Origin of the sequence: Limnothrix sp. PR1529, from assembly GCF_002742025.1 — a bacterium.
Taxonomy (GTDB): domain Bacteria; phylum Cyanobacteriota; class Cyanobacteriia; order CACIAM-69d; family CACIAM-69d; genus CACIAM-69d.
This window is the reverse complement of sequence record NZ_LIRO01000012.1, coordinates 93,559-107,866: the sequence shown is the minus strand read 5'-3', so window position 1 is coordinate 107,866 and position 14,308 is coordinate 93,559. Positions and strand designations below refer to the sequence as shown.

Sequence of the window (14,308 nt, the reverse complement as noted above, 5' to 3'; positions counted from 1 at the left end):
TGTAGTGATTGATTGTGGACAATCAGCATTGTGCTTGTCAACTGTGTTAATTTCCGAAAATTTTGATAAGCTTTGGGTTCCGTGGCTAGCGCAATTGGCTGATTTTTTAGATCATTCAAAATGACTTCCATTTGAGGAGTGTTTTACCCATGTCTTTCACCCTGATGCATCGCCTTGGTCAATCCCTATCTGCTGGGCGATTAGTGGCCGCTTCTGCGGTGCTGTCCTTAGCTTTGGTGGGTTGTGGCGAAAGCAAAGTCGCCCAATGTAATAAGCTGATTGCCGTTGTGAACAAAGGGCAGCAGATCAGCTCCAGCATTAAGGGGATGGATGCCCCGGCGATGAAGAAACTGTCCACGGATCTGAGTGGCTTATCGACAGAAATTGGGGCTGTGGAAGTGGCCGATGAGACCCTGAAGGGTTTTCAGGGACGGTTTGTCAAAATCTATTCGGACTTGAGCACCGCTTCCAGCAAAGTGGGCGGCGCATTGGAGGAAATGGAAAAGACGAAAAAGCCGAGTCCTGAAAGCTTGAAGCGGCTGAAGCAATTGCAGGAAGATGTGACCGGGGCCAGCAAGATGGGAGAAACGGCGGCGAAGGACGAAAGCGCCTTGGTCAAGGAAGTGAATACCTACTGTGCCGGTAAGTAGTGTATTGGTTAGTGTGCAAGTCGATTGAGTTTGAGATGAAAAACTTGTTGGATGGTGGAGCAACGTTAGGGGATTGCGCTTGATTGCTTTTCTCTGTTGATGGATCGATCGTCCAACAAGATTCCTGTTCTGTGATTGTGCTTGCGATCGCCCGATCGCTGGAAATGGATTGCCTTTGTTAACACTCGGTAAACGCTGGGTAGCTGAATTTTTCTAAGCTCCACGGTCACCTTGTGCAGAATCTAGCCCTTGTTGAGACGTTGGAACTTTATCAGGGCTAAGCACCTGTTTGCCCATCCAACTCACCCGCTTGGGAACCATGATTCCATCCTCCGTGGTGCTCCCCGAGGAATAGGACTGAGCACGCACCTGTACCACAATCCAAACTAGGCGATCGACGGGCGATCGATTGCGCAAACAGCGTTCACCATCGGGACTAACCCGCACAAAGCTGCCTTCTTGGACTGGAAAAACCCAGTTATTGACTGGAAATTCTCCTTCCCCTGCCAAAAAGAGATAAACTTCTTCGTTTTGCTGATGCTTGTGATAGAAAAGCAGCGACTCTCTGGGCGAAAGGCTATTAACAGAAATTTCTGCCCCAGTTAACCCTAGTAAATCCTTCAAGAACAGTTTTCCAGGCGTTGGCAGCGATCGATCGCCCAGGTTGAGGGTGAAGGTGAACTGTTCGAGGTTGGCAAGCGGCCCCGCGTGGGTCACGGCAAAGTCTGGGCCGGTCTGGGCTGTGGGTTGGGTGTTGGATGGGGCGTGGTACATGGCGATTAACTTTTAAATTGCAAGTTGCAAGTCAAAATCAAACTAACAGGGTTACTTGTAAAATGCAAGGGAGACTTGAAAAAGTTGTAAATTCCTGAACGGGAATGAATTTTGGAGCCTTGTGCTATGGCGGTTGACCACCGATCTCACTGCCCGATCGCCTGTACGCTGGATCTCCTGGGCGATCGGTGGACGCTGCTGGTCATTCGGGACATGCTGTTTTTTGGTAAGCAGCGCTTTGAGGAGTTTTTGGAATCGCCCGAGGGAATTTCCACCAATATTTTGGCCAGCCGCCTGAAGTCTCTGGAAGCCCTGGGGCTGATTACCAAACAGCCCTACAGCAATCACACTCGCCGCATGAATTACCAACTTACGGAGGCGGGCGAAAGTTTGCGTCCTGTGCTGCGCTCGATCGCTCGCTGGGGCCTGAAGCAATTTCCTGAAGCTCGCCTCTCGGATGCTTTAGATTCAAGTTCCGCTAATTCAGATTATTGATTGCCCGCTGCAAGAGGTGATTGAGCAATGGATAAGCTACAGAAATACCATCAAGTAATTCAAGATCTACTGATGGAAGAAGCCCATCCCTACTGTCAGTCGGATGACGTGGAGACCGTGATTATCTGTGACCCAGAACGTCATCACTACCAGTTAACTTATATTGGCTGGGAAGAGGATCAGCGAATTTTTAATTTGATTTTGCACCTAGACATTAAAGATGGAAAAATTTGGGTGCAACATAACGGCACTGAAATGGCGATCGGTAAGCGGCTGATGGAGCAGGGCGTGCCTGCTTCGGATATTGTGTTGGGTTTTCAATCCCCCTTTCGCCGCCAATTTAGCGGTTATGCGATCGCCTAATCAGTTTTCGTTAAACAGAATCAGTTCTCCAATCGGCCGTAGCCGCCGCCGCCGGGGGTTTCGATCGCGATCGCCTCGCCTGCCTGTACCTGCACCTGATCGGTCGCCCCGAGGGAGTCGATCGCCCCGTTCAGCCGTTCCACCCAGGCGCGGCCCGGTTGACCCGGTGCGCCACCGGCCAGGCCCGCCGGTTGGGTCGATCGCCGCCCCGAGACGATCGCCGCCGTCATCGGTTCCAAAAAGCGCAGTTTGCGGATCACGCCGTGGCCGCCGCGCTGTCGGCCCGCGCCGCCGCTGTCGGGGCGAATTTGGAAGGACTCCAGCCGCACCGGATAGCGCCACTCCAGCACTTCGGGATCCGTGAGCCGGGAGTTGGTCATGTGCGTTTGCACCGCGTCGGCTCCGGGGAAAGTTGCGCCCGCCCCCGCGCCGCCGCAGATCGTTTCGTAATATTGGTGGCGATCACTCCCAAAGGTGAAGTTGTTCATCGTGCCCTGGGCGTTGGCCAGCACCCCGAGGGCTTGGTAGAGCGCATCGACCACGGCTTGGGAGGTTTCCACGTTGCCGGCCACGACGGCGGCGGGCGATCGGGGATCGAGCAGGCTGGCGGGTGGCACGGTCAAATCGATCGGGCGCAAACAGCCAGCATTCAGGGGAATTTCATCCGCCACGAGGGTGCGGAACACGTAGAGCACGGCGGCTTTGGTGATTGCGATCGGGGCGTTGAAGTTGTTCGGCTGTTGGGACGATGTGCCGCTGAAGTCGATCGCCGCCCGCCGCCGCGCCCGATCGATCCGCACTTGCACCGTAATTTGCGCCCCGCAATCTAGGGCGATCGTCGCTTGCCCGTCCCGCAATTGGGCGATCGCCCGTTCCACCGAGGCGGCGGCGTTGTCCTGCACAAACCCGGCGTAGGCTTGGATCGTAGCGGCTCCGTAGGTGTCCGCCAGGCGCTGCAATTCCTGGCAACCGCGCTCATTGGCGGCAATTTGCGCCTGCAAGTCCGCCAGGTTTTGCACCGGGTTACGGGCGGGATAGGAATTGTCAGCCAGTTGCGCCAGAACGTCAGCCTCTAGGAATTCCCCAGCGCGGACGATCGGCAGGAAGTCAAACAGGATGCCTTCTTCGGCGATCGAGTGGCTGTGGGGCGGCATCGATCCCGGGGTCAGGCCGCCCAAGTCCGCGTGGTGGCCGCGGGAGGCGACGAAGAAATCCGGGCGATCGCTCAGAACTCCGGCGGGCGATCGCAACCAAACCGGCGTAATCACCGTGATATCAGGCAGGTGCGTACCGCCGTTGTAGGGGTTGTTGCTGGCAAACACATCGCCGGGCCGCAACTCCCGCGCCGCCATCAGGGCTGTGACCGTTTCGCCCATGGAGCCGAGGTGGACAGGAATGTGAGGAGCGTTAGCGATCAGTTGCCCAGCGCGATCGAACAGGGCGCAGGAGAAGTCTAGCCGCTCCTTGATATTCACGGAATAGCTGGTGTTTTGCAGGGTTGCGCCCATCTGCTCGGCGATCGCGCTGAACCGGTTGTTGAAAATTTCCAAGCGCACCGGATCCGGCTGCGGCGTTGGCTCGTCGTCGGAGACAAGGGGCTGAAGCCCCTTGCTGTCGAAATTTGGGGCGTTGATGAACTGTGTCCCCTTGTCTTCAGGATTGAGCCGACTTGCGGATGGATCGACTAGATCATCGGAACGGTTGGCAGCAAGGGGCTTCAGCCCCTTGTCCGGGTCAGTTGGGGCGAGGGTTTCCAGTACCAGGCCGCCCCGATCGCCCAAGGTGGCCACCCAGCCCGGTTCAATCACATTTGTGCCCGTCGGTTCGACAATCACCGCTGGCCCGACGATTCGATCGCCCGGTTGCAAGGCCGATCGCCCAAAGACCGGCGCATCCTGCCAGCGATCGGTCGTATAGATCCAAATCGTCGTGATCGGTTCCGGCGGGGTCGATCGACTGGCCACCAGCAACGGTTCCGGCGGCAGATCTTTATGGCGCACCAACTCCAGGGCGATCGCCTCAATCACCACCGGCTTGTCGGGTAGGGCGAACCCGTAGCGCTGGCGGTGGATCGCCTCGAAGCGATCGCGCAACCAGCCCGCCGGGTCGGGTTCCGTGGCCGCCGGCCAGCTCACCACCAGGGGCGAATCCGTGCCGCCGTAGCGCAGCCGCGCCGTGCGGATCGCCTCCTGGAATCCCGGCAATTGCGGCTCCAGGGACTTTTGTAAGTCGCCAAAAATCGGCTCCAGCGCGGCGATTGCCACCGGTTCCAAAACCTGCTCGATCGCCCGTTCGCCAATTTGCCGCACATCCGCCAGCCCAATTCCATAGGCCGACAGCACCCCGGCGTAGGGATGGATAAAAATCCGCGTCATCCCCAGTGCTTCCGCCAACAGACAAGCGTGCTGCCCGCCCGCCCCGCCGAAGCAACAGAGGGTGTAGTGCGCCAAATCGTAGCCGCGCTGGACGGAAATTTGCTTAATCGCCGCCGCCATTTTCTCGATCGCGATCGCCAGGAACCCCGCCGCCACCGCTTCCGGGCTGCGGCCGTCGCCGGTTGCCTGGGCGATCGTCGCCGTGAGGGCTGCGAACCGTTCCGCCACGATCGCCTTGTCCAAGGGGCGATCGCCCTCGGAGCCAAACACCGCCGGGAAAAAGTCCGGGTGCAACTTCCCAAGCTGCACATTGCAATCGGTGACGGTCAGGGGGCCGCCGCGCCCGTAGGCCGCCGGGCCGGGATTCGCCCCCGCCGAGTCCGGCCCCACCCGGTAGCGCTGGCCATCGAAGTGCAAAATCGAGCCGCCGCCCGCCGCCACCGTATGGATCGCCATCATCGGGGCCCGCAGCCGCACCCCCGCCACCTCCGTCTCGAACTGCCGCTCATACTCGCCCGCGTAGTGGGCCACATCGGTGGAGGTGCCGCCCATATCGAAGGTGACGATTTGCTCAAAGCCTGCCGCCACGCAGGTTTGCACCGCCCCGACAATGCCGCCCGCCGGCCCCGACAGCACCGCATCCTTGCCCCGGAACCGATCGGCATCGGTCAGCCCGCCGTTGGACTGCATAAAAAACAGCTTGCCCGCCAAGGCCTCATGGTCTGGCCCCGCCAGGGTCGATCGCACCTGGTTCACATAACGCCGCAGCACAGGCGACAGGTAAGCATCAACCACGGTGGTTTCGGCGCGGCTGACCAGCTTAATCAGCGGACTCACTTGATGAGAAATGGAAATTTGCTCAAAGCCCGCCGCCTCCGCCAAGGCCGCCGCGATGTGCTCATGCTGGGGGTAGCGATAGCCATGGATCAGGGCGATCGCGCAACTGGTGCAACCCTCGGCCCGCGCCGCTTTCAGTTGCGCCAACAAGTCCGCCTGGGCCGCCGCATCAAAGGGCCGCACCACCTCACCCTGGGCGCTCAACCGTTCCCGCACCTCGATCGCCCGTTCATAGAGCGGCGCGGGTTTGCGAATTTCCAGCGCAAAAATATCTGGTCGGTTTTGGTAGCCAATCTTCAGGGCATCGCCAAATCCTTCGGTAATCACCAGCACGGTACGATCGCCTTTGCGTTCCAGCAGGGCGTTGGTGGCGACGGTGGTTCCCATCTCGATCGCCCCAATCTGCGCCAGGTCGATCGGCTCATCGGCGGCCAATCCCATCAGGTCGCGAATCCCCTGGACGGGCGCATCGGCATAGCGATCGGGGTTTTCCGACAGCAGCTTATGCACCACCAGCCGCCCATCGGGCCGCCGCGCCACAATGTCGGTAAACGTGCCCCCGCGATCGATCCAAAACCACCAACGCTGATCCATGCTTTACCCCACCCGAAGCGCCTAACCTCGATTCATCATAGGAGCGGATCGGTTAGTCCGTTGCGCTATGGGGCGATCGCGAGGCGCAAATCGGCCCAAAGGGGAAGTTGCAGGGGGCGATCGGTTTGGAGGCGTTGGGAAAAGCAGAAGATTTCGATCGCTTCAATGTCGTTGGTGTCGGGGTTGAACCGTGCGAGCAAACCATCACCCAGTTCTTCGGTTTCTTGTTCGGGATAGGGCGGACAAATAGCAATCAGGAGGCTGTCACCCGTGCGATCGTAACTAAGGCTCAGGGTTGAGTCCATTCAACGGTTCCTCACGCTGCGATCGATCTGAAACTACCAACGCTGATCTATGCTGTGCCTCAGCACACGCACCTAGTCTAGACTTATCACAGGCTAATCGAGCCAGGTATTATACTAACTGAATAATCATCTCCACAATTATCTCTGTTACTATCCATGGTGATGATTTTAGACAAAAGCCACTCAACATACTATTTAGAGATAATCAAATTTCCAAGTCAGGATAAGACCAAACAATGAGCATTATCAGAATAAATTCAGTAAGATTCTTGAACTTCAAGGCGTTCAAGGATTATTCTATCCGCTTACAAGATATGAATATTCTTGTTGGCCCCAACAACTCTGGAAAATCAACTATTATTAATGCCTTTCGAATTTTAAGCACAGCATTAAGAAGAGCATGCTCTAGAAGTCCAGAAAGAATTTCCACTTCATCTCTATCACATCCGATATTAAAGGGTCATAGAATTCTTCAGGAAAATATTGGTGTTCCTTTAGAAAATATTTCAAATGATTACAATGACCAAGACAGTAGTGTCGAATTTAAGTTGACAAACAAAAACAAACTAATACTCCTATTTCCAAGTGAAGGTGGTTGTATCTTAACATGGGAAACACCAGAGGCAGTTATCTCTAGTCCTAAAAAATTCAAACAAGAATTCCCTATTAACATTCAAGTTGTTCCGGTTCTTGGACCACTTGAAAGCAACGAAATTTTAGTAAATGAAAACACAGTCAAGTCAGCCTTGAACACGCATAGAGCTTCCAGGCATTTTAGAAATTATTGGATATATTTTCCTGAGAATTGGGATAATTTTGCTGATTTAGTCTCCAAGACCTGGACAGGTATGGAAATAAAACGTCCTGAGCTTCTTAACGACAAAGTATCTATGTTTTGTACTGAAGATCGAATCACAAGAGAAATCTACTGGTCAGGATTTGGATTTCAAATCTGGTGTCAGCTCTTGACGCACTTGTCCCGCTCGCGAGAAGCTAGCATTGTCATAATTGACGAACCAGAAATTTACCTGCACCCAGATGTACAAAGGCAGCTTTTAGGAATTCTAAGAAGTTTGGATGCCGACGTGCTTTTGGCAACACACTCGCTTGAAATCATGAGTGAAGCTGATCCCAGTGAAATACTTCTAGTTGATAAGAGGCAGCACAATGCCAATCGCTTAAAAGATATAGAAGGCATTCAAAAGGCTGTTGAAAGCTTAGGATCAGCACAAAATATTACATTGACGCAATTGGCCAGAACAAGAAAGATAATATTTACTGAAGGTAGTAGTGATTATAAGATAATCAAAAGATTTGCTAGCCGTCTTGGGTATAGAGAATTAGCATCTGGAAACAATCTCACTCATTTTGAATCGGGAGGATTTTCGTCTCGTGATGAAATTAGAGCCTTATCAAGAAGGTTGTCAAGCACTCTAGGTGCAAATATACCTATTGCTGCAATATATGATCGAGATTTTTGCTGTGATGAAGAAATCGAAGAGATACTTAAAAATCTAAGAGCTGATCTACAGCTGGCTGTCATACACAAACGCAAAGAAATTGAAAATTACTTGTTAGTACCTTCAGTTCTAGAAATTGCTTTAGATAAAGCAATTAGAAATCGTGAACAACGATCTCTAGAGTCTATCAATAGGCATGAAACAATTGCAGATATCTTAGATAGAATTACTAGCCAAGAGAAAAATACAATTCAAGGACAATATATTACCAAGAGGATTGATTTTTTAAGAAAAACTGGCAAAGATCAATCTACGATCACAACAGAAACCATCAATTGGTTCGACAGAAAATGGCAGGACATGCATAAAAGAATGGAAATCATATCTGGCAAGAAAGTCTTAAAAGCCTTGAGAGATGAGTTACAAGAAAAGTACAGTGTAACCCTTACAGACTTCCAAATCATCCATGAATTCTCGCGCAGCGATATACCAAATGATTTGGTTAGTTTAATTGAGAAACTTGAATGTTTCAGAATTTCATCGTAATGTTGATCTTTAGTGAATATGATGTGTTGAAAGATTTTATTGAGCTGAAAATTGATCGCGCTGGCATTTTCTCCCACGCACCGTCGATCAATCTCGGTTGCAGCGGTGCGTAGGGCAAAAACGAGATCTTGGGAATAAGAAAGCGTTGCCCTACACACCCTACGAAATACCGAATGATGTGACCGTGATATTGATGAGGGATGGCAAATCCAGCGGTGAGCTGGCAAGGGCGATCGGCTATTCCAAAAGCTCGCCCAAGTAGCACTGCACAAAGTCGCGGGCAGCTTCGGGGTTCAATCCTTTCAAAGCTGTGACGATCTCCACAACGGTCTCAGCCGTAGGGTCGCGCTGCTCGTGAAACCACTTAAAAACCACTGACCGATCAACTTGCAACAGCACCGCCAGCCGGTTCTGGCTGATGTTGTGCTGGTCTAATACGGATTTGAGGGCTTTTCCTGCTCTTCCCATGCCCCCAATCCTGTTAAAGAAGCTAATCCGGTAAATATCGTAATCGTACTTCTCCCACGCACCGTCGATCAATTCCGGTTGCAGCGGTGCGTAGGGCAAAAACGAGATCTTGGGCATAAGCAAGCGTTGCCCTACACACCCTACGAAATATTGAATGATGTGACCGTGATATTGATGAGGGTTGGCAAATCCAGCGGGGAGCTAGCAAGGGCGATCAACTATTCCACCACTTCGCCAAGGTAGCGCTGCACAAAGTCCCGCGCTGCTTCGGGCTTGAGTGTTTTCAAGGCCTTCACAATTTCCAAAAGTGTTTCAGCGGTTGGATCGCGAATTTCCTTGCACCAGCGATAAACATTGGTGCGTTCAATTTCCATCTGCATCGCAAGGGAGTATTGGCTTCACCTCGTGATCCTCAAGCACTTGTTTCAAAACGCGGCCGGCTTTTCCCATGCCCTCGATCGTCTCAAAGGTCTGGATTTCCGTAAATGATATCCCTCTAGCCGACGGAATCCTAAAGGTTGATAGTCACCGTTACGCCCTATGACTGGTTCTAGCAAATCATCTCAACCACATTGCTACACTGAAGTTAGGATCGATGTCGCACTGAAAGCAATTGATCAGGAGAAATTAACAAGTCCATGATTGCTCAACAGGATTTATATTTCCTTAGCCCCGATGACTATTTACAACAGGAGGCAAAATCCACCCAAAAGCATGACTATATTGATGGAGAAATTGTAGCGATGGCGGGTGCGAGTAGTGCCCATTGCACGATCGTGGCAACCTTAACGGCGCTGCTCCTGAAATCTGTTCGCCAGCAAGGTTGTCAGCTATTTACCGGTGATATGAAAGTGCGAGTCGATCGCCACAATTGCTTTTACTATCCCGATTTGCTCGTCACCTGCGACCCACGTGACCAAAATACAGATTATTACAAGTGCTTTCCTAAATTAATTATTGAAGTGCTTTCTGACAGTACAGAACTGCGCGATCGCGGCGAAAAATTCTTCAACTATTCTGCTTTAGAAAGCCTGAAAGAATATGTGCTAATTAGTCAGGATAAGATGCGAGTGGAGTGCTTTCGCCGCGATGACAATAATCGGTGGGTTTTGGAGTGGTATGGCCCGGGCGATCGCGTGTTTTTCCACAGCATCGATTGGCAAGGAATGATCAGCGATTTGTACGAAGACGTATCATTGCCCGGTTGAAAGGCCCATTTCGAGCTGATCCCGACCTCGATCGAGATGGTCAAAAACCCAAAAAGAATCGGAAACCTGGGCAAACCGTAGCCGCGATCGCAGACGGGGCAGCGGCGGCCGGCGACGGTTTCCGGTAAAGTTTTTTGCACCTTTAGCGGTTGTGGGGGCAAAGACCAATGGCAACGATCGTTCAGAAATATGGCGGCACATCGGTTGGCTCGATCGAGCGGATTCAGTCCGTGGCGGCTCGGGTGATCGACACGGTGAAAGCGGGAAACTCCGTGGTGGTGGTGGTTTCGGCCATGGGCAAAACCACCGATGGGCTGGTGGCCCTGGCGCGGGAAATTAGCGATCAGCCCAGCCGCCGGGAAATGGATATGCTGCTTTCGACGGGGGAGCAGGTCTCGATCGCCCTGTTGAGCATGGCGCTACAGGCGGCGGGGCAACCGGCCATTTCCCTAACCGGCGCGCAAATTGGGATCGTCACGGAAGCGTCCCACACGCGGGCGCGGATTTTGAGCATTGATCCCGATCGGCTGCGTCGCCACCTCGATGAGGGCAAGGTGGTGGTGGCGGCGGGCTTCCAAGGGATCTCGAATGCCGATGATTTGGAAATTACCACCCTGGGGCGCGGCGGCTCGGACACGTCAGCGGTGGCCCTAGCGGCGGCCTTGCGGGCCGATGCCTGCGAAATTTACACGGATGTGCCGGGGGTGCTGACCACTGATCCCCGCCTCGTGCCGGAAGCGCAAATCATGGCGGAAATTTCCTGCGATGAAATGCTGGAGCTGGCCAGCTTGGGCGCGAAGGTGCTGCATCCTCGGGCGGTGGAAATTGCCCGCAATTATGGTGTGCCGCTGATTGTGAAGTCGAGCTGGACGACTGATCCCGGGACGCGGGTGGTGTCGCAGCCGGTGGGCGATCGCCCCTTGGAAAACCTGGAAATTGCCCGGCCGGTGGACGCAATTCGCTACAACACCAATCAGGCGCAAATTGGTTTGCTGCGCGTGCCCGATCGCCCCGGGATCGCCGCCAAGCTGTTCGGTGAGCTGGCCAAGCAAGCAGTGGATGTGGACTTGATTATTCAGTCGATCCACGAGGGCAACACCAACGATATCGCCTTCACGGTGACAGAGCAGGAAGCCGATCGCGCTGAAGCCATGGCCGGGGCGATCGCGCCGACCCTGCGGACGGAACCGACGCGCCCGATGGAAACGGAGGGAGCCGAAGCGGAATTGGTGGTCGATCGCCACGTGGCCGAAGTCAGCATCTACGGCGCGGGCATGATTGGCCGGCCCGGCGTGGCGGCCCAAATGTTCAAGACCCTGGCGGACGCGGGGATCAACATCGAAACCATCTCCACCTCGGAAGTGCAGGTGGGTTGCATCATCGCTCCTGGCGACAACGCGGCCGATCGGGATTTGGAGGCGCTCTGTCAGCGGGCAGTGGCGGCCCTGCGCCATACCTTTGAGCTAGATACGGATCAGTTCTTGCCGGAGGTGCTGCCGATCGAGCAGCCCGCCAGCCCCGATGAACCGCCCGTGCGGGGTGTGGCGCTCGATCGCAACCAAAGCCAAATCGCCGTCCGCAACGTGCCCGATCGCCCCGGCATGGCCGCCAAAATTTTCGAGCTGCTAGCCGAAAAGAGCATCAGCGTCGATACGATCGTCCAGTCCCAGCGGCGGATCGTCGTCAACGGCTCTCCTACCCGCCACATCGCCTTCACCACCGCCGCCACCGAAGCGGAAGCCGCCCGCGCCGTGCTGCTGGCCGCCGGTCAGGAATTCGGCTGGGGCGAAGTGGTGGTGAATGCCCAGGTGGCCAAGGTCAGCGCCGTGGGGACAGGGATGATCAACCGACCCGGCGTGGCAGCCCAAATGTTCAACGCCTTGGCGGCCAAGGGAATCAACCTGCTGATGATCACCACCTCGGCGATCAAGATCAGTTGCGTGGTGGAGCAGGATCAAGGCGTAGAAGCCCTGAAGGCCGTTCACGAAGCCTTTGATCTTTCGGGCGAATACCAGGCCAGCAACGTCCACGGACTGACCCCGGCAAAATAGGCGAGCAAAATCGTCCAGTTGCGGAGCGTGCAGCGCCAAACGCCCTCACGCTCCCAGCGCCGGGCCGAGGTGAGCACCCGATCGGGCAAAATCCGAATTCGCCATCCCCGCCGCCGAATCGATCGCATCAGGGCCACGTCTTCCATAATCGGAATTTCCGGGTAGCCGCCCAGCGCCCCAAAGGCCGATCGCCGGATAAAAATCGCCTGATCGCCATAGGGCAACCGGGTGAGGCGCGATCGCACCGAAGCAACCCGGGCGATCGTGCGCAAGATCCACCGGGACGAGGCGATCGATAAATCAAATGCTCCTCCAACCACCTCGCCGGAATTGGGCGCACGGCGGTGCGCCCCTACGGTGGGTGTTTGTTTTAGGGTTGTTGTGATTTGGGTAAAGGCCGTTGCGGGTAATTGCGTATCGGCGTGCAGAAATAGCAGGATTTCCCCTCGGGCGATCGCCGCGCCTGCGTTCATTTGCAGGCCCCGACCTCGCGCCGCCGTGAGGCCCCGCACTGGGCGATCGCTTGGCAAATACTGCAAGGTTGACCCCGCTCGATCGCCATCCACCACAATCACTTCGTAGGGAATTTGTCCGGCAATTGCTGCTAAGTGAGCCAGTGTTTTTTGAATCCGTTCCCCTTCGTTGAGTACGGGCATAATCACGGAAAGGGCGATCGGCTGTCGAATTTTTGCCAGCGTTACCATTGATCGTTTCAGAGCCGAATTCTGCTGATTTATTTGCCAGAATCGATCTAAATCGGTTGCGTGATCAATATCGTACCAATGGGGCAGAATCGCAACAGGTTGATGGGCTGATTGGAAGCGGGCGATCGTTTCCGCAAAAACCGTTTCGGTACTCCAAGTCATGTTTTGAAAAATGGCGGGCAAAAAGCGATCGCGCCGAAACCCCACCAAACAATAACCCCCATCTTCCGTAGGGCAAATCGCCGCACCCGTTGCGACCAACGCTTCAGCCACCTGGGTCAAAATTTCATCGGGTAAATCGGGGCTGTCGCTACCCACCAGCAAGACCCGATCGCTCCCCTGCCCAAAACAAGTCGTGAACGCCCGCGCCATCCGATCGCCCAAATCCCCATCACCCTGGGCCACCAGTTGCCGATCGTCACAGCCCAACCAATCTCGCACGGTCGATCGCCCTGAATCAGGCGCATAGAACACGCGGAGATCGGCTTGCTGACGATCAGCAAATCCGGTCAGGCGATCGAACCAGTCCCGCCCCATCGATCGATAAAATTCCGTCGCGAAATCTGCCCCGATCGTTTTGGCCAGCCGCGATTTAACCTGACCTAATTCGGGCGCTTTGACAAATAGGGCGATCGTTAGTTTTAAATAGCTCAATGTAAGTTATCCCCATCCAGGTGTTGGTTACCCAACAACAGGGAACCTACACTGTAAATAGGATAATTTAGGATGTTGATTTTGTCCTGGCTTAATCAAGCATTTAGACAGTTAATTACCGACTGATTGATTTTCTAAATTCAAGCTTCAAAATACTTTAACTTGAGTTTAATGAACAGAACCACCACTCTGTTGCTTCATCGAGACTTAGGCACATCATAGCCAGATGGACAGGTTAACCCACCTGATGTGTCACGCTCAGGAAATTCAATTGATCCATTGGTAAATCTTTGAGATTTGCAAATTTTTGCATTAGCCTGGTAATCACGCATTATGAAAACACCTCCAGAAATCGTAGAATAGTTACCCTTGTAAAGTGGTGCTGCTGAGACATGAACAGTATTCTGATCTACCAACCTCATGTTAAACTCATATCCTGAAATCTTCATGTTTGAGTTCTCAAGTTGTTCTAGCATATTCCCTGATACATAAGCTGATGAAAATCCCCGATATTTATTGGTCAGTTCTAGAAAATTTTGTGGAAACCTGCCTTCTTCCACGTAAAAAGACTGAACGCTTCTGTTGATTACTCCAAAATACGTTTCTGCACCGCTAGTATTTAATTTCTCTTTTTGTTGTTCCATACCCACAGCTAGTAACCCAATATATGTTGCTCCACCTAAAACAATGACTCCGAGTCCCACTCCAGCAACAATGATGTTTGTTTTCTTGATTTGCTCTTCAGATTGCATGACTTGGGATGAAAGATAGTATTATTGGTGATAATAATTTCATACCTAAAATGATATCGCATATCCACTATA

13 protein-coding genes are annotated in these 14,308 nt (G+C 53.6%); 6 read left to right on the top strand and 7 right to left on the bottom strand.

What is annotated here, in order from left to right:
• The first annotated feature begins 149 nt into the window (after positions 1-149).
• A complete protein-coding gene (locus tag AMR42_RS03055) occupies positions 150-650 on the top strand; it encodes a hypothetical protein (RefSeq protein WP_099531998.1) in 501 nt (166 codons plus the stop codon).
• Between the two features lie 213 nt (positions 651-863).
• Here AMR42_RS03055 and AMR42_RS03050 read toward each other — a convergent pair whose 3' ends face one another.
• On the bottom strand, positions 864-1,424 hold the full coding sequence (locus AMR42_RS03050; protein WP_143472907.1) for a cupin domain-containing protein: 561 nt from the start codon (positions 1,422-1,424) through the stop codon (positions 864-866).
• 126 nt (positions 1,425-1,550) lie between these two features.
• On the opposite strand from AMR42_RS03050, the gene AMR42_RS03045 reads away from it, so the two are divergent.
• Both AMR42_RS03045 and AMR42_RS03040 read left to right on the top strand, forming a co-directional pair.
• Positions 1,551-1,919, top strand: a complete 369-nt coding sequence (locus AMR42_RS03045) for a helix-turn-helix domain-containing protein (protein ID WP_099531997.1) — start codon at positions 1,551-1,553, stop codon at positions 1,917-1,919.
• Between the two features lie 27 nt (positions 1,920-1,946).
• The gene (locus tag AMR42_RS03040; RefSeq protein WP_099531996.1) at positions 1,947-2,282 is read left to right on the top strand and encodes a XisI protein; all 336 of its coding nucleotides are present in this window, start codon (positions 1,947-1,949) and stop codon (positions 2,280-2,282) included.
• A 20-nt stretch (positions 2,283-2,302) separates the two neighbouring features.
• On the opposite strand, the gene AMR42_RS03035 is transcribed toward AMR42_RS03040, so the two are convergent.
• Positions 2,303-6,088, bottom strand: coding sequence for a hydantoinase B/oxoprolinase family protein (locus AMR42_RS03035; protein ID WP_099531995.1), 3,786 nt, complete (start codon positions 6,086-6,088; stop codon positions 2,303-2,305).
• Positions 6,089-6,153: 65 nt separating this feature from the next.
• Positions 6,154-6,393, bottom strand: coding sequence for a DUF2283 domain-containing protein (locus AMR42_RS03030; RefSeq protein ID WP_099531994.1), 240 nt, complete (start codon positions 6,391-6,393; stop codon positions 6,154-6,156).
• 236 nt (positions 6,394-6,629) lie between these two features.
• On the opposite strand from AMR42_RS03030, the gene AMR42_RS03025 reads away from it, so the two are divergent.
• The gene (locus tag AMR42_RS03025; protein ID WP_099531993.1) at positions 6,630-8,399 is read left to right on the top strand and encodes an ATP-dependent endonuclease; all 1,770 of its coding nucleotides are present in this window, start codon (positions 6,630-6,632) and stop codon (positions 8,397-8,399) included.
• Positions 8,400-8,636: 237 nt separating this feature from the next.
• Here AMR42_RS03025 and AMR42_RS03020 read toward each other — a convergent pair whose 3' ends face one another.
• Complete coding sequence (locus AMR42_RS03020; RefSeq protein ID WP_368670714.1) at positions 8,637-8,984, bottom strand: helix-turn-helix domain-containing protein; 348 nt, start codon at positions 8,982-8,984, stop codon at positions 8,637-8,639.
• Positions 8,985-9,085: 101 nt separating this feature from the next.
• A complete protein-coding gene (locus tag AMR42_RS03015) occupies positions 9,086-9,247 on the bottom strand; it encodes a hypothetical protein (RefSeq protein ID WP_368670713.1) in 162 nt (53 codons plus the stop codon).
• Positions 9,248-9,505: 258 nt separating this feature from the next.
• On the opposite strand from AMR42_RS03015, the gene AMR42_RS03010 reads away from it, so the two are divergent.
• Both AMR42_RS03010 and AMR42_RS03000 read left to right on the top strand, forming a co-directional pair.
• Positions 9,506-10,075, top strand: coding sequence for a Uma2 family endonuclease (locus AMR42_RS03010; protein WP_099531992.1), 570 nt, complete (start codon positions 9,506-9,508; stop codon positions 10,073-10,075).
• Between the two features lie 167 nt (positions 10,076-10,242).
• Positions 10,243-12,126: an aspartate kinase gene (locus AMR42_RS03000; RefSeq protein WP_099531990.1), complete on the top strand. Its 1,884-nt coding sequence runs from the start codon at positions 10,243-10,245 to the stop codon at positions 12,124-12,126.
• Here the strand turns inward: AMR42_RS03000 and AMR42_RS02995 are convergent.
• On the bottom strand, positions 12,057-13,484 hold the full coding sequence (locus AMR42_RS02995; RefSeq protein ID WP_099531989.1) for a TIGR04283 family arsenosugar biosynthesis glycosyltransferase: 1,428 nt from the start codon (positions 13,482-13,484) through the stop codon (positions 12,057-12,059). The two genes, AMR42_RS03000 and AMR42_RS02995, sit on opposite strands and share 70 nt — an antisense overlap.
• 197 nt (positions 13,485-13,681) lie before the next feature.
• The gene (locus AMR42_RS02990) at positions 13,682-14,236 is read right to left on the bottom strand and encodes a type IV pilin-like G/H family protein (RefSeq protein ID WP_099531988.1); all 555 of its coding nucleotides are present in this window, start codon (positions 14,234-14,236) and stop codon (positions 13,682-13,684) included.
• Positions 14,237-14,308: the final 72 nt, after the last annotated feature.